This is a genomic window from uncultured Pontibacter sp., assembly GCF_947492645.1.
In the GTDB taxonomy this organism is placed as follows: domain Bacteria; phylum Bacteroidota; class Bacteroidia; order Cytophagales; family Hymenobacteraceae; genus Pontibacter.
In genome coordinates this window covers 48437-66737 of record NZ_CANLMZ010000001.1, presented here as the reverse complement: position 1 = coordinate 66737, position 18301 = coordinate 48437, and the positions used below count along the sequence as shown (strand labels likewise).

Annotated in this window: 17 protein-coding genes; 13 read left to right on the top strand and 4 right to left on the bottom strand. The window is 45.1% G+C overall.

All coding sequences use genetic code 11. The features are described 5' to 3' along the window. The first annotated feature begins 333 nt into the window (after window positions 1-333). The 10 genes from Q1A23_RS00300 to Q1A23_RS00255 all read left to right on the top strand — a co-directional run bounded on the left by Q1A23_RS00300 (window position 334) and on the right by Q1A23_RS00255 (window position 9629). A complete protein-coding gene (locus Q1A23_RS00300; RefSeq protein WP_299817812.1) occupies window positions 334-564 on the top strand; it encodes an AtpZ/AtpI family protein in 231 nt (76 codons plus the stop codon). Window positions 565-997: 433 nt separating this feature from the next. Then, the gene (gene atpB / locus Q1A23_RS00295; RefSeq protein WP_299817809.1) at window positions 998-2026 is read left to right on the top strand and encodes a F0F1 ATP synthase subunit A; all 1029 of its coding nucleotides are present in this window, start codon (window positions 998-1000) and stop codon (window positions 2024-2026) included. Window positions 2027-2065: 39 nt separating this feature from the next. Further along, window positions 2066-2326: an ATP synthase F0 subunit C gene (gene atpE, locus Q1A23_RS00290; protein WP_299817806.1), complete on the top strand. Its 261-nt coding sequence runs from the start codon at window positions 2066-2068 to the stop codon at window positions 2324-2326. A 143-nt stretch (window positions 2327-2469) separates the two neighbouring features. Then, window positions 2470-2964 carry a F0F1 ATP synthase subunit B gene (locus tag Q1A23_RS00285; protein ID WP_299817803.1) on the top strand — a complete coding sequence of 165 codons (495 nt, stop codon included), beginning with the start codon at window positions 2470-2472 and terminating at the stop codon, window positions 2962-2964. A 54-nt stretch (window positions 2965-3018) separates the two neighbouring features. Next, window positions 3019-3576, top strand: coding sequence for an ATP synthase F1 subunit delta (gene atpH, locus Q1A23_RS00280; RefSeq protein WP_299817800.1), 558 nt, complete (start codon window positions 3019-3021; stop codon window positions 3574-3576). 2 nt (window positions 3577-3578) lie between these two features. After that, window positions 3579-5159 (top strand): F0F1 ATP synthase subunit alpha, encoded by a 1581-nt coding sequence (atpA, locus tag Q1A23_RS00275; protein ID WP_299817798.1) that lies wholly within the window; start codon window positions 3579-3581, stop codon window positions 5157-5159. Between the two features lie 70 nt (window positions 5160-5229). Next, the gene (atpG, locus tag Q1A23_RS00270; protein WP_299817796.1) at window positions 5230-6117 is read left to right on the top strand and encodes an ATP synthase F1 subunit gamma; all 888 of its coding nucleotides are present in this window, start codon (window positions 5230-5232) and stop codon (window positions 6115-6117) included. A gap of 175 nt (window positions 6118-6292) precedes the next feature. After that, window positions 6293-7996, top strand: a complete 1704-nt coding sequence (gene pafA / locus Q1A23_RS00265; protein ID WP_299817794.1) for an alkaline phosphatase PafA — start codon at window positions 6293-6295, stop codon at window positions 7994-7996. Between the two features lie 60 nt (window positions 7997-8056). After that, window positions 8057-8617 carry an inorganic diphosphatase gene (locus tag Q1A23_RS00260; RefSeq protein WP_299818820.1) on the top strand — a complete coding sequence of 187 codons (561 nt, stop codon included), beginning with the start codon at window positions 8057-8059 and terminating at the stop codon, window positions 8615-8617. 109 nt (window positions 8618-8726) lie between these two features. Then, a complete protein-coding gene (locus tag Q1A23_RS00255; RefSeq protein ID WP_299817792.1) occupies window positions 8727-9629 on the top strand; it encodes a hypothetical protein in 903 nt (300 codons plus the stop codon). On the opposite strand, the gene Q1A23_RS00250 is transcribed toward Q1A23_RS00255, so the two are convergent. The 4 genes from Q1A23_RS00250 to Q1A23_RS00235 all read right to left on the bottom strand — a co-directional run bounded on the left by Q1A23_RS00250 (window position 9622) and on the right by Q1A23_RS00235 (window position 16051). Next, the gene (locus tag Q1A23_RS00250) at window positions 9622-11139 is read right to left on the bottom strand and encodes an NAD(P)H-hydrate dehydratase (RefSeq protein ID WP_299817790.1); all 1518 of its coding nucleotides are present in this window, start codon (window positions 11137-11139) and stop codon (window positions 9622-9624) included. The genes Q1A23_RS00255 and Q1A23_RS00250 overlap by 8 nt on opposite strands. A gap of 85 nt (window positions 11140-11224) precedes the next feature. Further along, complete coding sequence (locus Q1A23_RS00245; RefSeq protein ID WP_299817789.1) at window positions 11225-13636, bottom strand: DUF5686 and carboxypeptidase-like regulatory domain-containing protein; 2412 nt, start codon at window positions 13634-13636, stop codon at window positions 11225-11227. Window positions 13637-13712: 76 nt separating this feature from the next. Then, window positions 13713-14642: a phosphatase PAP2 family protein gene (locus tag Q1A23_RS00240; protein WP_299817788.1), complete on the bottom strand. Its 930-nt coding sequence runs from the start codon at window positions 14640-14642 to the stop codon at window positions 13713-13715. A 197-nt stretch (window positions 14643-14839) separates the two neighbouring features. Further along, complete coding sequence (locus tag Q1A23_RS00235; protein WP_299817787.1) at window positions 14840-16051, bottom strand: NADH-quinone oxidoreductase subunit D; 1212 nt, start codon at window positions 16049-16051, stop codon at window positions 14840-14842. A gap of 224 nt (window positions 16052-16275) precedes the next feature. Here Q1A23_RS00235 and Q1A23_RS00230 point away from each other — a divergent pair, with 224 nt between their 5' ends. From Q1A23_RS00230 to Q1A23_RS00220, 3 genes are all read left to right on the top strand, one after another. Further along, window positions 16276-16590, top strand: coding sequence for a hypothetical protein (locus Q1A23_RS00230; RefSeq protein ID WP_299817786.1), 315 nt, complete (start codon window positions 16276-16278; stop codon window positions 16588-16590). A gap of 176 nt (window positions 16591-16766) precedes the next feature. After that, on the top strand, window positions 16767-17714 hold the full coding sequence (locus Q1A23_RS00225; protein WP_299817785.1) for an AraC family transcriptional regulator: 948 nt from the start codon (window positions 16767-16769) through the stop codon (window positions 17712-17714). Between the two features lie 153 nt (window positions 17715-17867). Further along, the gene (locus Q1A23_RS00220; RefSeq protein WP_299817784.1) at window positions 17868-18284 is read left to right on the top strand and encodes a hypothetical protein; all 417 of its coding nucleotides are present in this window, start codon (window positions 17868-17870) and stop codon (window positions 18282-18284) included. The last annotated feature ends 17 nt before the right edge of the window (window positions 18285-18301 follow it).

Genomic DNA, 18301 nt, shown 5'->3' with positions numbered 1-18301 from the left:
AAGGTTTGTGTACTTTAATTTAAGTATAAACGTAACGGGCATGTTGTAAAGTATAGCTTGCTCGTGCTGTACATAATGCTGCTATTAAGTTAATTTCTAAGTATGGTGCATTACTTATACAAAAATACAATAATCTACCAATAGAAAAACTAACCAGGCCTTTAGCAGCTATTTGAACTATACAAAACCACATTTGGTTTCAGGCGCAGCCGCCGGATATTATCCTATGAAAAGCGGTGCGTGCCTTTGGGTGTAACAAAAGATACAGCAGGGTGGTGCGCTAAGCTCGCAAAAAAGAAGTAATTTCGCATCGGTTTAAAAATCAGCAGGAAAATGCCAGAAGAAACGCCGCCTAAAAAGCCAAAAGGGGATAACATAAAACCTTATCTAAAGTACTCTGGGTTGGCATTTCAGATGATTGGGGCCATGGTGCTGGCAGCCTTTGCAGGAATGAAGCTGGATGAGCATTTCCAGACGCAGAACCCTTGGTTTACGATTATACTTTTAGTTGTAGCGGTTGTAGCAACAATGGTTTTGGTTATTCTGTCACTTAATAAAAAATAGATTTCGTGAATTTTATTAAAAATCTTTTCCTTTTCTCCGGACTGCTTGGCATGCTTACAGGTGCTCTTTTATACTTTACCGGCGATCAAATTTTACATACGTACGTATGGTACATCTTTGCATTTTTCATACTTGTTACTGCCGGCACATTTTATATTAGCAGGCTGGGCATCAGCTATGATGAGGATAATTTTCAGCTTTATTATTTCGGCTCGATGGGCTTTAGAATGATATTGAGTATAGCTGTGATATTTATATATGTGTATCTGTTTTCGGAAAATGAACTGCAGTTTGTTTTAAACTTCTTTGTGTTTTATTTTCTATTTACCGGGTTTGAAATTTACAGCTTATTGGCTAACTTGCGCCCGAATTTGAAAAGGCAGGATCAAAAATAAGGCTTTGCTTTATAAAATCTGTTTCTAAATCTCTCTTAATGAAGAAGTTATTAGTTTTACTGTTTTCCTTCTTAACAATAGCGGCTCATGCTGCTGAACCGGCAGAAGGCGGCGAGTTTAAGCCAGGCGATATGATAACGCATCACATCGCAGATGATTATACTTGGCATTTTGCAGATGGTGTAGTTCTTTATTTGCCAGTAATACTGGTGGATAACGGAGAGGTGAATGTGTTTTCATCAAGCAATTTCTACAACGAAGCTCATGATGTAGTGCCTTATAATGGTTATGTAATGGAGCATGGCCACATTTATAAGGCTAATGCTGAGGGAGAGTCTATAGCGGATTACTCTGGATTGTATGATTTCTCGATCACCAAGAACGTGGCTTCCATGTTTGTTAGTGTGGCACTCTTGTTTTTTGTGTTCTTTAGCATTGCATCTTCCTACAAGAAGAACGCTGGCAAAGCTCCAAGAGGTATGCAGTCGTTTTTCGAGCCGATCATTATCTTTATCCGTGATGAAATCGCAAAGGCGAACATTGGTCCAAAGTATGAGCGCTATATGCCATACTTGCTTACAATCTTCTTCTTTATCTGGTTTAATAACCTGCTTGGTTTGATGCCAGGTGGTGCTAACTTAACTGGTAATATTGCAGTTACACTTGTGTTGGCGGCTTTCACGCTTCTAATAACTGTGTTTAGCGGTAACAAAAATTACTGGAGTCACATTTTTGCAACTCCTGGGGTTCCGGTATGGTTGGCGCCTATCATGATACCTGTTGAGTTAATCGGTATCATCACCAAGCCGTTCTCCCTGATGGTTCGACTTTTTGCAAACATCACGGCAGGTCACATTATCATTCTTTCCCTGTTTAGCTTGATCTTTATTTTCGAGAGCATTGCTGTAGGTCCTTTGAGTGTGGCGTTTGCTACCTTCATGAACTTCCTGGAGTTGTTCGTGGCGCTATTGCAGGCTTACATCTTCACCCTTTTGTCTGCGATGTATTTCGGTGGCGCTGTAGAAGAGCATCACCACGACGAGCATGCACACGGTGAAGCTCATTAATTCTGAATTTTTATTTTTTAACTCTATATAACTACTATTATGTTATTAGCTCTTTTGCTTCAAGCAGCGACTACCGATTTTGGTTTAGCTATCATGGGTGCCGGTATCGGTGCTGGTCTAGTAGCTCTAGGCGCTGGTTTGGGTATCGGTAGAATCGGTGGCTCTGCCATGGAATCTATCGCTCGTCAGCCTGAGGCTGGTGGTAAAATCCAGACTGCCATGATTATCGCGGCCGCCCTTATCGAAGGTGTTGCACTATTCGGTGTGGTAGTTTGCTTGTTAATCTCTTTCAAAGGCTAATTAAAGCTTTTGTTAATCTCACGTCCGGACGAATGGTCCGGACGATGAGATTAAAAGTAGTTTAAGGCAGTAAAAGGTGCTCGTCTGCCAGAGTAAAATCGAGACTATTTAAAACAGAACCAATTTCTCTAACAAAATAAACAATGCAGTTAGTAACCCCAGGTATCGGTCTAATTTTCTGGCAGCTAGTAACATTTCTGATTGTTCTGTTCTTGCTTGCTAAGTTTGCTTGGAAGCCAATCATGAAGGCGCTTCATGAGCGTGAAGCATCTATTGAAGATGCGTTAAGCGCTGCTGAAAAAGCAAAGCTTGAGATCCAGTCTTTAAAGGCAGATAACGAGAAGCTTTTAGCAGAAGCACGTTTGGAGCGTGACAGAATCTTAAAAGAAGCTTCTGATGCCGGTAATGCACTTGTAGAGTCAGCTAAAAACAAAGCAAACGAAGAAGGTGCCCGCATGATAGCGCAAGCTCGTGAGGCAATCGAAAACGAAAAGCGTGCTGCTATCACAGAAGTGAAAAACATGGCTGCTGCACTTTCTCTTGATATTGCTGAGCGCATTCTGAGAAAAGAGCTTAGCAATCCGGCAGCACAGCAAACGCTGGCTGAGGATTATATCCGTGAAGTAACGCTTAACTAAAAGAATCTAATGGCGGCGTAACCGAAAGGAAGTGCTGCATCATAAACAAGCATTATGTCAGAATTTAGAGTTGCTTCCAGATACGCGAAGTCGCTGATTGAACTGGCGAATGAGAAAGGTATACTGGAGCAAGTGCATAGCGATATGCAGCTGTTAGCAACAGTAGTTTCTCAGAACCGCGATTTTCAACTGTTGCTTCAAAACCCGGTAGTTAAGCCAGACAAAAAGCTGGCAATCTTGAACGGAGTTTTCAAAGGAAAGGTGCAGGAGCTTACGCTGGCATTTTTCAGCATAATAGCTCGTAAACAGCGTGAATCTCACCTGGAGTTTATCGCTGCTTCTTTCGAGGAACAGTACAATGCCATTAAAGGTATTGTTAAGGCGCAGGTAACATCCGCATTGCCACTTACAGCATCACTACGTGAGCAGTTAATAAACAAGCTGGCGGCGGAGTATGGTCAAAAGATTCAATTAAAGGAGATCGTTGACCCATCGCTTATCGGCGGCTTTGTGCTTAAAGTAGGTGATAAACAAATAGACAGTTCTGTGAAAAATAACCTTCGCAAGCTGAGAAATGAATTCAAAGACAACCCATACATTAATAAACTATAATCATGGCAGAAGTAAGACCTGACGAAGTATCAGCCATATTAAGAGAGCAGCTATCAAACTTCCGCTCTGAGGCAGAACTGGAAGAAGTTGGTACTGTACTACAAGTGGGTGACGGTGTCGCTCGTATCTATGGCCTGTCCAAAGCACAGTCTGGTGAGCTATTAGAGTTTGAGAACGGACTTCAGGCACTCGTTCTGAACCTGGAAGAGGACAACGTAGGTGCCGTATTGCTTGGTGACTACAGCGAGATCAAAGAAGGAGCTACCGTTAAAAGAACAAACCGTATCGCCTCTATCAAAGCTGGCGAAGGTGTAATTGGCCGTGTGGTTAACACACTTGGTCAGCCTATTGATGGTAAAGGCCCAATTGCGGGTGAATTATATGAGATGCCACTTGAGCGTAAAGCACCAGGTGTAATCTTCCGTCAACCGGTAAACGAGCCGTTGCAGACTGGTATCAAAGCGATTGACTCAATGATTCCAATCGGCCGTGGTCAGCGTGAGTTGATCATCGGTGACCGCCAGACTGGTAAAACAGCTGTTGCCATTGACGCTATCCTGAACCAGCGTGAGTTCTTCGAGAGAGGCGAGCCTGTGTTCTGTATCTATGTGGCTATTGGCCAAAAGGCATCTACTGTTGCGCAGGTAGTTATGGCGCTTGAGAAAGGTGGAGCCATGGATTATACTGTAGTTGTTGCCGCTTCAGCTTCTGATCCGGCTCCTATGCAGTTCTTCGCGCCATTTACAGGTGCTGCTATTGGTGAGTTCTTCCGTGATACAGGCCGCCCTGCGCTGGTAGTATACGATGACCTTTCTAAGCAGGCTGTAGCTTACCGTGAGGTGTCTCTTCTTTTAAGAAGACCTCCAGGGCGTGAGGCTTACCCAGGTGACGTATTCTATCTGCACTCTCGTTTATTAGAGCGTGCCGCTAAGATTAACGCATCTGATGAGATTGCAAAGAACATGAACGATTTACCGGATTCGCTTCGTCCGTTGGTTAAAGGTGGTGGTTCACTTACCGCCCTTCCAATTATCGAGACGCAGGCTGGTGACGTTTCTGCTTATATCCCAACAAACGTGATCTCGATTACGGATGGTCAGATTTTCCTTGAGACTAACCTGTTCAACTCAGGTATCCGTCCTGCTATTAACGTAGGTATTTCAGTATCTCGTGTGGGTGGTTCTGCTCAGATCAAGTCGATGAAGAAAGTAGCGGGTACGCTTAAGCTTGACCAGGCACAGTTCCGTGAACTAGAGGCTTTCGCTAAATTCGGTTCTGACCTTGATGCGGCAACTAAACTTACCATCGAGCGTGGTCGTCGTAACTTGGAGATCCTGAAGCAGGCACAGTATTCTCCTGTATCTGTAGAAGAGCAGGTAGCAATTATCTACTGCGCTACAAACGGTCTGATGGATAACGTTCCTGTTTCTGAGGTTAGAAACTTCGAGAAAGACTTCCTTCTTACAATGCGTGCCCAGCATGGTGACGTACTTGGCGCTTTGAAAACTGGTAAGTTAGATGATGCAACTACAGATACAATCAAGCAGGTTGCTAGAGAAGTATCAGGTAGATATAAAAAATAGTCTGATTAAATGATCAGGGGTTTGTAGTTTAAGCTGTAAACCCCTGATTTATGCTCATAGCAACAACAATATGGCAAGTTTAAAAGAGGTTAGAGGTCGCATTACATCCATCTCATCTACGCAGCAGATAACAAAAGCCATGAAAATGGTGGCGGCTGCTAAGCTTAGACGTGCACAGGATAATATCATGCGTATGCGCCCTTACGCTCAGCGCCTTGGCGGTATACTAACCAATTTGTCTTCGATGGCAGAGGGTTCAGTAACAAATATATACACAGAGAAGCGTGACGTAGGAAAAGTTCTGATCATTGCTGTTTCTTCTGATCGTGGCTTGGCTGGTGCTTTTAACTCAAACATCATAAAAGGCGTTGTCTCTCTGATCGAAACAAAGTATAGCGCGCAACAGGCAGCTGGCAACGTTACTATACTAGCTATCGGTCGTAAAGCGCTTGAAGCTTTAAAGAAAAGAGGCTACAATGTAAATGGTGATTTTACAGGCGTCTTTTCAAACCTGTCTTTTGATACGGTACGTGGAGCTGCTGAGTATGCCATGGATGGTTTTGCAAAAGGACAATTTGATCAGATCGACCTTGTGTACAATGAGTTTAAAAACGTTGCGACACAGGTGGTGCAGATAGAGCAGTTCCTGCCATTGGAAGAGAAGCCAGCTGAGGAGAACGCTTCTGCTATGTTAGTGGATTATACTTTTGAGCCTTCCAAAGAAGAAATTATTCAGGAGCTGATCCCTAAATCGCTGAAAATTCAGGTATACAAAGCTGTTTTAGAGTCTAATGCCTCTGAGCACGGTGCCCGAATGACTGCGATGGACAAAGCAACAGAAAACGCAGGCGAACTTCTGAAAGAACTGAAGCTTACCTACAACAGGACGCGCCAGGCTGCAATTACAAAAGAGATTTTGGAAATTGTGGGTGGTGCAGAGGCTCTGGCTTCAAAATAAGAAGAGCAAGAAACTTTATAAAGCAGCGCCCATCAATCAGGTGGGCGCTGCTTCTTTTTTGTATTAGTACTACTGCTGCTTGTTATCAAATTGAAAAATTTAAGTTACAACAGTTAATAAACAGGCATTTTAAAATAAGTGCATGTTATATTTGTAGTAAGTATACATCAAACCAATGAAGATTAAAGACTTAACAAAGGTAAAAGTATGGGTGAAAGCGGCTGCTGTAATGGTTGTCGTGCTTAGCGCCTGTACAAAACCAGCCCAACTTACACCAGCTAGTAGCCAGCAAGGTACTGCATTTACAGATCTGAACAGGCCAAAGCTTATAGTAGGAATAGTAGTAGACCAAATGCGCTATGATTACCTGTATCGGTATTGGGACAAGTATAGCGACAATGGTTTTAAAAAGCTGCTGCGCAAAGGTTTTAACTTCAAGAATACACATTACAGTTACGTGCCCACTTATACGGCACCAGGCCATGCTTCTATTTATACAGGCAGCGAGCCAGCTTTGAACGGTATAGTAGGCAACAGTTGGTACGACAGAAACACGGGCAAGGTAATATACTGTACAGAGGATAAGAATGTAAAAACAGTTGGCAGCACCTCTGATGCAGGTGAAATGTCGCCAGCCAATATGGTAACAACCACTATCACAGATGAACTCAAGTTGGCTACCAATATGGGCTCTAAAGTGATTGGGGTAGCACTAAAAGACAGAGGTTCTATACTTCCGGCGGGGCATCTTGCAAATGGCGCCTACTGGTTTGATTCGGAGAACGGATATTTTATAACCAGTACTTTTTATAAAAGCGAGTTACCGGCTTGGGTGCAGGAGTTTAACCAGCAGCAATACCCGGATCAGTACCTGAGCCAGGTCTGGAATACCATGTTGCCGATTGAGCAGTATACAGAGAGTACAGCAGATGACATGCCGTGGGAAGGTAAATTATCAGGCGAAGATAAACCGGTATTCCCGCATAACCTGCCAGCAATAAGAAAAAAGGGTTTTGAGTTGCTGCGCTCAACACCAGGTGGTAACACTATAACCAGGGATTTCGCACTAGCTGCTCTGAAAGGCGAAAACCTAGGAAAAGGCAAGCATACAGACTTTTTAACGGTAAGTTTCTCTACTACAGATTATGTAGGCCATACTTTTGGACCAAACTCTATTGAGGCGCAGGACATATTTCTGAGGCTTGACCGTGAGTTAGGGGATATGATTGATAAAATAGAGGCTGAAGTAGGAGCTGGCAATGTGCTATTCTTCCTGACTTCTGATCATGGTGCAGCGCACGTGCCAGCTTACCTAACAGAGTATAAAGTACCTGCAGGCGTTTCAACCTCAGCTATTGTCAAAGACTCTGTTCAGAATTATTTAACCAAGCTTTATGGCAAGGGAGCCTGGATAGAGCGTTACATGAACCAGCAGATTTATCTAAACAGAAAGCTGATAGATAGTAAGAAGTTGCCTTTAAGCGAAGTGCAGCAGCGGGTAGCAGAGTATGTTATTCAGCTGCCTCAGGTGGAGCGGGCTGTAACAGGGTCAAGCCTTGCCACTACAAGCTGGGCTGGTGGAGCTTTAGGTCGCGTAGAGCGCGGGTTTTATCCATCCAGAAGTGGTGATGTAGTACTGGTCTTGAGCCCAGCCTGGTTTGAAGGGTACGGCTCTGGAAAACCAACCGGAACTACACACGGGTCCTACTCCAATTACGACACACACGTGCCACTAGTATGGTATGGTTGGAATGTAAAGCCAGGAGAAAGTTCTATTGAAACTAAAGTAACAGATATTGCCCCTACCATTGCCTCCTGGTTGTATATACAGGAGCCAAACGGAAGCGTAGGGCAACCATTACAACAATACATGAAATAAACATAGTGCCTGAAGAAGAGAGATAAGACGGCGCAATTAAATTTTTTTAAAATGGAGAATATGGAGAACAACAACCCATGGCATAGCGTGAGCTACGGCGATGAAGCTCCCGAAGTGGTAACCGCAATAATTGAGATTCCAAAAGGATCGAAGGCAAAGTATGAGTTGGATAAGGATAGCGGTATGCTCAAGCTTGACCGTGTGCTTTTCTCATCAGTTAACTACCCTGCTAACTATGGCTTTATCCCGCAAACGTACTGCGACGACAAAGACCCTTTGGATATCTTAGTAATTTGCTCGATTGATGTACAGCCTATGTGCCTGATTGATGCAAAAGTGATTGGTGTGATGCAGATGATCGATAACAACGAAGAAGATGACAAGATCATCGCAGTTGCTTACAACGATATGTCGGTGCGCCACATCAATGATATTTCAGAATTGCCGCCACACACATTGCTGGAGATGCGCCGTTTCTTTGAAGACTATAAGAAACTGGAGCACAAAGAAGTTATCGTGGAGCAATTCCTGGGTCGTGAGCACGCTTACAAGATCATTCAGGAAAGCATCGAGCTTTACAATGCTACATTTGGCGAGCCAAAGAAGGTGCAGACGCTGTAACAAAAATACTTTTCCTGTAAAAGCCTGGTGTGGGAGTTTTCCTGTGCCAGGCTTTTTGTTTTTATTACGTAGTTTGACACGCGCAGTATTTGTTGCGTAATTGCAGGTAATGGCGCAAAACCAACACATAGGTATAACTGGTAAGTATAAAAGCCAGCCGCAACTGGCAGAGCAATTGCTGGGCGGCATTGTATACAGCAGCGTATTTATATCCTGTTGCGCCTTTAGCCTTACCATCGAAACCTATAAGTTGGCGGGGTTACCTATCTCGTTGCCGATGGCCGTGTTTGTTTTCCTGTCAACTTTGTTTACCTACAACTTAAGCAGCGTCTACAGTTTTATCCGGAGGCCACATCAAACAAAGTATAAAACAAGCACAGAGTGGTGGCAGCGAAATAAAAAGGCGCTGGCTATAATTGGCGCAGTAAGTATAGCTGCGGCAGTAGGCATATACTTATACTTTAAGCTGGACGTAAACTTGTGGGTTGTGCTGCATCTGGCGGTAATCTCGGTAGGCTATACAGTACCTATTGTGTATAAATCAAATGAGGTGCGGCCCTTGAGAAGTATACCATTGCTTAAAGTATTTCTGATAGCTTATGTATGGGCGGTGGTAACGGCATGGTTCCCGCTGCTGGATGCTGGGGTTCAAGCCTTGGATACACAGGCCTTGCTATTGTTGCTGCGCCGCTTCCTGTTTATACTTGCCCTCGCGCTGCTGTTTGACATCAGGGATTATACTTACGACAGAGCTATGAATACCTTAACAGTACCGGGACTTATTGGCGTGAAAAGTACAAAGCTGGTGTCGCTGGTGCTGTTGCTGGTTTATACGTTGCTGGCAATGCAAACAGAAACAGGAGAGGTGCTGGTAGCTCTGATTGTAAGCGCTTTGGCTGCTGCAATAGTTGTGCTGCTGGCAAACGAACATAAGCCAAGAGTTTATTATGCCCTTCTGGCTGATGGTGCCATGTTGCTGCATGCGGGTTTGGTATATCTTGCCTTTAGCTAAACTGCTGCAGGTGCAGAAAAGCCTGTGGCAGGTGGTCAATCAAGTCAGAAGCTGTCATCGATATCTCTCCTACCTCCTTCAAAGCCAGGTCGCCGGCCAGGCCATGTACATATACACCAAGCAAGCAAGCTTCTTCTAAAGTATAACTTTGCGCCACTAAGGCTGTAATTATACCTGTCAGCACATCGCCGGTGCCACCAGTTGCCATACCGGGGTTGCCTGTGGTGTTAAAGTATAACTTGCCGTCTGGGGTGCCTATAGCAGAATTGTTGCCCTTCAAAATAATATAGCATTTGTACACCTGGCAAAACTCCAGCATATCCCTTAGGCGATCATAATCGTTGTTGCTCTTGCCCACTAGTCGCTCAAACTCTTTAGGGTGAGGCGTAAAGATGACTTTGTTTGGGGGAAGCTGTGCTTTCAGCTTATCGCTGCTGGCAATGATATTGATGGCATCGGCATCTATAACTAAACTATGCGCAGATGTAGCCAATAGTTGCCCAATAGCCGTTTTGGTAACGCGTTCTGTTCCTAAGCCCGGGCCAATACCTATTACATTATACTTTTCGATATCGTGAGGAAGCTCCGAGAGATGTTTTCGATTTTTATCTGCCAGCGTCATGGCTTCAGGCACCGCCGTTTGCAGCACCGTATAACCAGCTGATGGCACTTGCAGCGTTAGCAAACCTATACCGCTGCGCAGGCAGGCACGTGCAGCCAGCACAGCAGCCCCCATTTTGCCAAAGCCCCCGCACAGAAGCAACGCATGCCCGTAAATGCCTTTATGCGAGAACCTTTTTCGTGGTTTAAGTATGTGCTGCACATCCTGGTGTGTGGTAACGTGTAACGCTGTTTTGGCCTCAGATATAAACTCTTCGCTGAGCCCGATAGGTACCACATGCCACTCGCCTACAAATTCCTCATGCTGTGGTAGCAGGAAAGCCAGTTTAGGTAACTGAAAGCTAATCGTGTAATTTGCTTTGATGATGGCACCTTCAGCTGGTGTCTGCTTGTCGGCATACAGGCCCGAAGGCATATCAATAGAAGTAACGCAACTGGCTGTGCTGCTGTTAAGCGCAGTAATTACCTCTGCAAACACACCTGTAACGGGGCGGTTTAGGCCGGTTCCGAAAAGTGCATCAATCACAAGTATACTTTCAGGTAGATCTGGTATCTGTTTGGCTGTTGTGGTATGCTTTGGTGCCAGCTCGTCTGAAAGCTTTTCAAGGTTGATTTTAAAATCATCAGAGGCTTTTGCTGTATCTCCGATTAAAAATACCTGTACCGTATAGTTCCGTTGATGCAGTAGCCTTGCCACAACCAAACCGTCGCCGCCATTATTGCCCGGCCCACAGAAGATATACACGCGCTCTGATGGTTGGAATTTGTTTTCGAACCAGCTTGTAAAGGCTTTAGCGGCACGTTCCATCAAGTCAGCAGAGGTGATGCCTTCTTCTTTTATCGTATAAGCGTCAGCTTCCTTTGTTTGCGCTGCGGAAAGGAGTTTCATAGTATAGCAGGTATTTTAGAAAATATACTTGGAATGCTAAAATGAGTTTTACTGCTGATCAAGTATACTCTGGTAGCAACTGTGGCTAAAAGGCGATTGTCAGCGTCATCTTCACGCGCAGGTTGTCTTTGTCTTTTTCAAGGGCATACGGGCCGTAGCGGTAAAATGCTGCGATACCCACACCCGAGAAAGCAGAGCTGATCACGTTGTTCAGCATCAACCCAGATTCATAAAAGCCTTTGCGCATATTGCTTATCTCCTCTATTGAAACCTCTGGTGCGGTATGTTTTAGGTCGCCGAAGCCAATGTTGGTAACAGCCACTACATCGGGTTTAAAAAAACTGGTGCGCAGAAATCGCTTGCCAAAGTTTTGAGAAAAGAAGAGGGCTGCAAATCTATCAGATAGAAACTCGTAAGGGCGCATTGTTTCGAAGCCGTCGCCGGAGTATACTTTGTAGTTGGGGTTATAACTGCCGTAGCCGTTAAACAACGTAAAGAAAGGGGCATTTCCATCTACGAAGCCACCGGTAAGTTTAAAGCTGCTCTGCCCAAATGTGCGGTGCCTGACTGTAGCCTCCAGCCTTGCCTCATACTTATTGTAAGTATAACCGCCGTCCAGCAAGCCATCTAAACCACGTGTATATTGCAGCCAAACCACCGGGTGATCGGAACTAACTGGCAGTAGCTGGTTAAACTGTTGCATGTATTTTTCGCCGTAGGCATAGCGCAGGCTTACAACAGCTTCGGTTAAGTTATACTCAGGCAACGGAGCATCGTCTGGTGCGAATAAGGTTGGCCTGTGCTGCTCCTGCCTAAGCTGCGTTTGCGCCTGCAGGTAGCGTGCCGGCCGGCCGGCTAAAGCTATACTTTTATGGGTGGTGTAGTTTAGGTGCGTAAGTATGGCAGGGCGCAGGTCAGTTAACAATTTACGCGGCTGAAAAGGAAGGCGCCTGCCACCCGGTTCCAGCACATCCTCAAAAAACGCCGCCTTTACCTGAAACTCCGACGGTTTATGAAGTATTACTGTGGCATCGGCACCATACTTTGCCTCATCGTCTTTAAAGCCGAAACCCCAGTAGCCGCCAAGTATAAACCGCTCCGAAAACAAACCGTTGGTATGCGCGCCTAATCCTAAACGCAGCCCTTCAAAAGCATTAACCCTAAACAGGCGATCCAGGTCTAAACTTATTGGCCCAACCGGAATTTGCTTTGCCACGAGGTACTCCATCACACGGATAGTCTGGTCCATGTTTTCAGCTTTGCCTACGCTGTCCATGCGGGTGTAGGTGAGTTGCTCTTTGGCGTTTAGCGAGTCGGGGCGGTGCCGCTGGTACAGGCTTTCGGGTTGCAGGTGTGCATCGGGTTTTTGCAGCAAGGATATCACTCCAAAGTCGGATTTGCGCAGGCTGGGGTTCAGGTTAATATTGGTGATGTAGGTGCGGAGGCGGCCATAGGGCTGGTGCCCCTTCATAGAGAGTTGCGGAATGGTTATCTCCACATCCAGCTCAGTAAGGAACCAGCGTTTTTGCGGACCGGTTTGCTCAAAGCGCTGCTGTAATTTTATACCCTGCTTGTTATCGCCGGCAGCGGACTGCGCCAGCACGTTTTGTACTGCCCACCCGTTGCTGTTGATGTATAAAAGACCTTGTAAGCCCTCAAAATTCCTGCCCTGCTCAGGACTAAACGAAATGATAAAGACAGTATCCTGGCCAATAACATTTGTTTCCTGAAGTGTAAAGTTATACTTGCGGGTGCTGCCCGGGCTTAATGGACTAAGGTAACGCTTCCCAAAAAACACAGGCATATCTTCATACACCGAGAAATCGCGGCTTTCTGCGGCTACAATACCAAAGCTTGGCTGCTGCAACCCCGACACGCGCGTGGCTAGTATGGTCTCTTTCACTTTATCAGGCTTCAGGTAAGCATAGTCGGTGATGCTCTCCATCAGAAACAGGTGGTGCTTTGCCAACAGGCTGCGCATTTTCAGGTACGATGTGTCCTGCTCCGATAGGCGTAAGGTGTCGCTTAAGTCAATTTCCTGGGCATCTACGGCAGTAAGTATAAATTTATTGTAGGTGCGGTAGGTGTAAGCCGGCAGGTTATCGGTGCTGTTGCGGTCACGGTTTTGGGTGGCAAGCCGGATAATGCGGTGCGCCGGGTTTGTGCCGGAGCCCATTACCACTACCTCCTGCAGTTGTGCCGCAGATGGCTGCAAGTATACATTAATCGCTTCCTGAGAGTCAGGTAAGATTACCTGCGGCTCGTAGCCTACATAGCTAAAGCGCAACGTATGGATGGGCCTGTTGTGGCGCAGCTGGTATTGGCCTTCGAGGTTGGTGGTGGTACCTGTTTCGCCGTTGTTGGCTGCTATACTTACAAAAGCAAGTTTCTCGTTTGTTTTGGCATCACGCACTACGCCATGCACGCCAGGCACCTGCGCAATGGCAGCGGTGGCTACAAGTATAAAGTATAAAACAGGTATCAGTATCTTCGGCATGTGGTAAATATAAAAAGAAAAGGCGCTTACTCCTGCTACGGAATAAGCGCCTTTTCTTATGGCTATACTTTATGTTTTAAAACCTGACTGTTAGCCCCATGCCCGGAGAACCATTTGGCAGTACAGTTGGCATAACTGCTGTATTCAGGCCTTTGTTCCGGAAGATCTTGTCGTGGAGCCAGTATACGGTATTTACAGATAGCACACCCACCCCTGCACCTGCCAGTACATCGGCCATCCAATGTTTGTTGTTTAGCACACGCAGCGCGCCTGTTGCTCCTGCAATAGTATAGCTTCCCACGCTTATCCAGGGGCTTTTGTGGCGGAACTCTTTGTCTACGATGGTGGCAATGGTAAAGGCATAAGCTGTGTGGCCCGATGGGAAAGCGTGGTTCTCGCCGTTAGGGCGATCTATGTTTGTTAGCTTTTTAGTAGGCCAAACTAAAGCAGAAGTTAGCACACCAGATGCCAGTAAAAGGCCTGTCTGGCGGCGTATGTCGTGGCGATTTTGTGATGAAAACGCATTAAAGCCATACATGTAGGCCACCGGCAGGAAGAACAGGTAATCGTCTACTTTGGTGCTAAAGTTGGGTGTGTGTTTGTGTCGCGCATCGCGCAGGTCGTGGCTGCTGTAAAAGCCATTGCCTTGTATAGTATAAATACCGGCGCCAATTAGCGCAGCAGCCGGTAAAACAGCCCGCAGTAAAAAGCGCTTGTTGCTGCCTTCGCGTAGCTGCGACTCTGTAAACGGACTTTTCTGACCTGGATAAACAGTATCGGCAGGTAGTGTGATGATAGTCAGCTCTTCGTTGCCAACTGTATCGGGTAAAGTATAAAGTGTGTCTGCTAAAGTGCCAGGAAGCGCTGCAGTTGCTGCATCTGCAGGTATACTTACCGGGCTGGTAGTTTGGCTTAGGAAGTGCTGCTGCTGGGCTTGGCTTACAAAAGGGCTTGCCACCAATGATACCGCGAGCAGATGTGCTGTCAGGCTTTTAACTAATCTCAATGTATGTTCTGATTTTAATTAGTGATGTTATACAAACCCACAGCGTGTAAAAATCGTGCCACCACAGCAGAAGTTATCTGCAATTATTGCCGGGCAGCAGGTGATTTTATCAGAAGCTACTGCCTCATGCACAGGTTGCTGCTTAAAGTATAGACAATCGATCCAGCACGCTGCTTGCAGAAATGTAAAGCGCAAACTTATCTGTCCAACTCTCCTAGTACAATATCAACAGAACCTACTATGGCTATTAAATCGGCAACCATGCAGCCTTTAGAGATATCGTGCAGCACCGACAGGTTAGAAAAGCAGGGAGAGCGGCCATGGCAACGGAAAGGCACATCGCTTTTATCGGTTGTTCGGAAGAAATAGCCAAGTTCGCCACGTGGTGTTTCGGCCCTGAAGTATAACTCCTGGCTGCCCGTCATGCGCATCTTTTTGGGGCAAGCTGCCTGCGGGTCAAAATCAGGGGTGCGTTTATATTCGCCGGTAAGTTTATCAAGGCATTGGCGGATTATTTTAACCGACTCGCGGCACTCCAGGGCGCGTACGTAGTTGCGGTCCCAGCAGTCGCCGGTGGTGCCAGCTAAGCCCTGGCCTATGGGTACGTCAAACTCCAGCTCCGGGTAAACGCTGTAGCCGTCTATGCGGCGCAGATCATACTTTAGGCCGGAGCCGCGCAGCATGGGGCCGGAGCAACCGTAGTTTATGGCTACATCCAAAGGCAATACACCCACGTTGGCCGTACGGTCTATAAAGATCTTGTTCTCTAAAAGTATGGTGTCTATTTCGTCGAGCTTAGGCAGCAGGTAATCGATAAACTCACGGCAGCGCTTTTCAAACCCGATTGGCAGGTCGTAGTATAAGCCGCCAACCCAGATGTAGTTGTATAGCATTCGCGCTCCGCTGGTCCACTCCAGCAAACGCTGTATGTGCTCCCGGTCGCGCAGCATCCATAGAAAGGGCGTAAAGGCTCCGATATCGATAGCATACGTGCCAATGGCTACAAAATGCGAGGCAATGCGGTTTAGCTCCGCCACCAGCACCCGGATATACTCTACCCGCTTCGGAATTTGATCTGTAATACCCAGTAACTTCTCTACACCCATGCACCATACATGCTCCGAGTTCATGGCAGCCAGGTAGTCCATGCGGTCTACGTAGGGGATGGTCTGGTTATAGGCCATACTTTCGGCGTGCTTCTCGAAACAGCGGTGCAGGTAACCAACGTGCGGCACCACGTCTTGCACAATCTCGCCATCGGTAACTACCTCCAGGCGCAACACACCGTGCGTGCTTGGGTGCTGCGGGCCCATGTTCACAATCATTTCGCCAGCCTTCAGGTTATCAAGGCTAAACTTGTTTGGCTCCGACTGCAGCAGGTAATTTTTGTAGATGGTAGACTGGCTCAAGTATGAATGCTTAATGATGAATGCGTAACAAAGTTCGGAAAAATGAGGGAATTATGCAGCAGGTAATTAAGAGTGCTTTTTGTACATGCGTATTATATAAATTTCATAATATATAGTATATTCGGTAATCCAGTTCCGTCTATACGTCGGATTTGGTCGGATAGCAGGAATAGAGTTCCTTATACACAGTAGTTATGTGCAATAGGAAATTATAGATTGATAATATGGGACATAAAAAAGTTTGTTTTAACTGTAGAAAGGCATTCAGCATTTATAAGAATCCCTCGGATGAAATAAACCTTACATGTCCAGAATGTGGAAGTATTACAACATTAATTAATCACAAATTTCGACCGCCAAAAAGTAGTGACATAAAGAAATGGAAAATAGCGGGGTATCTCAAGAATAATGGCTGCTTCTTTCACCATGTTTATGAAAAGGTTGAAGATGGGAGTTATGTAGTTGTTCCCTATCCAGAAAATATGTCAGAAGCAGAAGAATTTGTACGAAAGTATAAACAGAACTTAAGCCCATACTAAGTATGAATAAATGGGCTGTTCCAGCTTACTTGTCTTGGTGAGTATGCGCTAAATAAGTAGAAGTTGAACAAATACACATAACCCAGCCTATAAGTTATGCTTCGGCTAAGCCTCACACACCTTATTAGGCCAAACCGTTAGCTGTTATGGAAAAGTAAATGAAGAGCACGAACAAATTGAAAAAAGAACAGTCTTTGAACGAATATTTTTTCAGAATAAACAGAGCCATTGATTATATCAAATCCAATCTCGACGCAGATTTATCACTTGATAAGCTGGCGGAGATTTCAAATTTCTCAAAATTTCACTTCCATCGCATTTTCAAGGCCTTAACGGGCACGACATTAAATAACTTTATCAAAACCGCCCGGGTAGAAAGGGCCATGTTTTACCTGAACAATAACCCTTCTACCCCTATTTCTGATATTGCTTATCAAAGCGGCTTTGCTACTGAAACCTCCTTCTATAGGAGCTTTAAAGAAGTGCATGGCATCACTGCAACTGAGTTTAGAGACAGCCACCAAAAAGGAAATAGCAAGAATTGTAAGCAAGACAGCAACATAAGTAATCTCGAAAATGAAGCACAACAGTACCTTGCCTCCAAAATTTATAACTTAAAAACTATAAGTATGGACAAAGGCAAAGCTATTGAAGTAGAAGTTAAAGAATTACCCGAATTGCATGTGGTGTATGTAAGAAATCTCAATATCCACCTGCATGATAGCGAAACATTTGGGAAAATGTTCGAAGCACTGATAAGGTGGGCAGCTCCAAGGGGGCTGGTCAATTTCCCTGAAACCAAAGCGTTGACGGTTTATAGAAGTAATCCTAACCTGGATGGTATGATTCAGGCGGATGTTTGCCTGACAGTTCCGGAAGAGATTGAAGGTGAAGGTATCGTTGGGAAGACTACCCTATCTGGTGGTATGTATGCGGTCGTGCATAAAGAAGCCACGATGGCCGAATGTTTTTCAACATGGGACTACATTTTTGAGGAATGGTTTCCTGCTAATGGATATCAACCAGATAATAGAAATTTTTACATAAACCACTTGAATGAGGCTGAGAAGCATCCACAAAAGCTGCATATATTTGATATGTGCATACCTGTAAAACCATTATAACCACGACAGCTAACAAGGTATAAAAAGGAGCAGCTGTAACATGTTAAGCTGGCTTTACTCCTATTTTTCAACTCAATAATAGGTTTAAACGGTCATGCAGGTAAAACTGCCCTTTTTATACAAGCCGTCACAGATCATCAATGCCACTAAAATATGGAAAGAAGTTTGCCCTTAGAGAAAGGAGAAATAATATTAAGCGAAGACAAGATCACGATCCGGGATAATGCCAGGAGGTATAAATGGGAGAGGGTTTTTTATTCAGGCATTTGGGTTTTTTATGGCATCGTAGCTGTAGGCAGGTATACAAAAACAGGTGACCAGTTTTTATTGTGGTCTGGATTAGTAATTGGGGTGCTGCACTTAGGGGCGATTGTGTTTAGGCTGCTTGAATCAACGATAAACCAAATAGAAGTAAAGGAGATTAAAGCAGCTGTTTTTAAGAAAAGATTTGGAGCTTTGTTTCTCAGGTTAGAGTTGAAAAGTGGAGGCAAAAGACATATAAACAAAATAGAGCCTATTGCAGATGAGTTAAAGGCTTTTTTTGAAGGGATGAATATAGAAACCCGTTAAATTCTGTTTTACAAAAA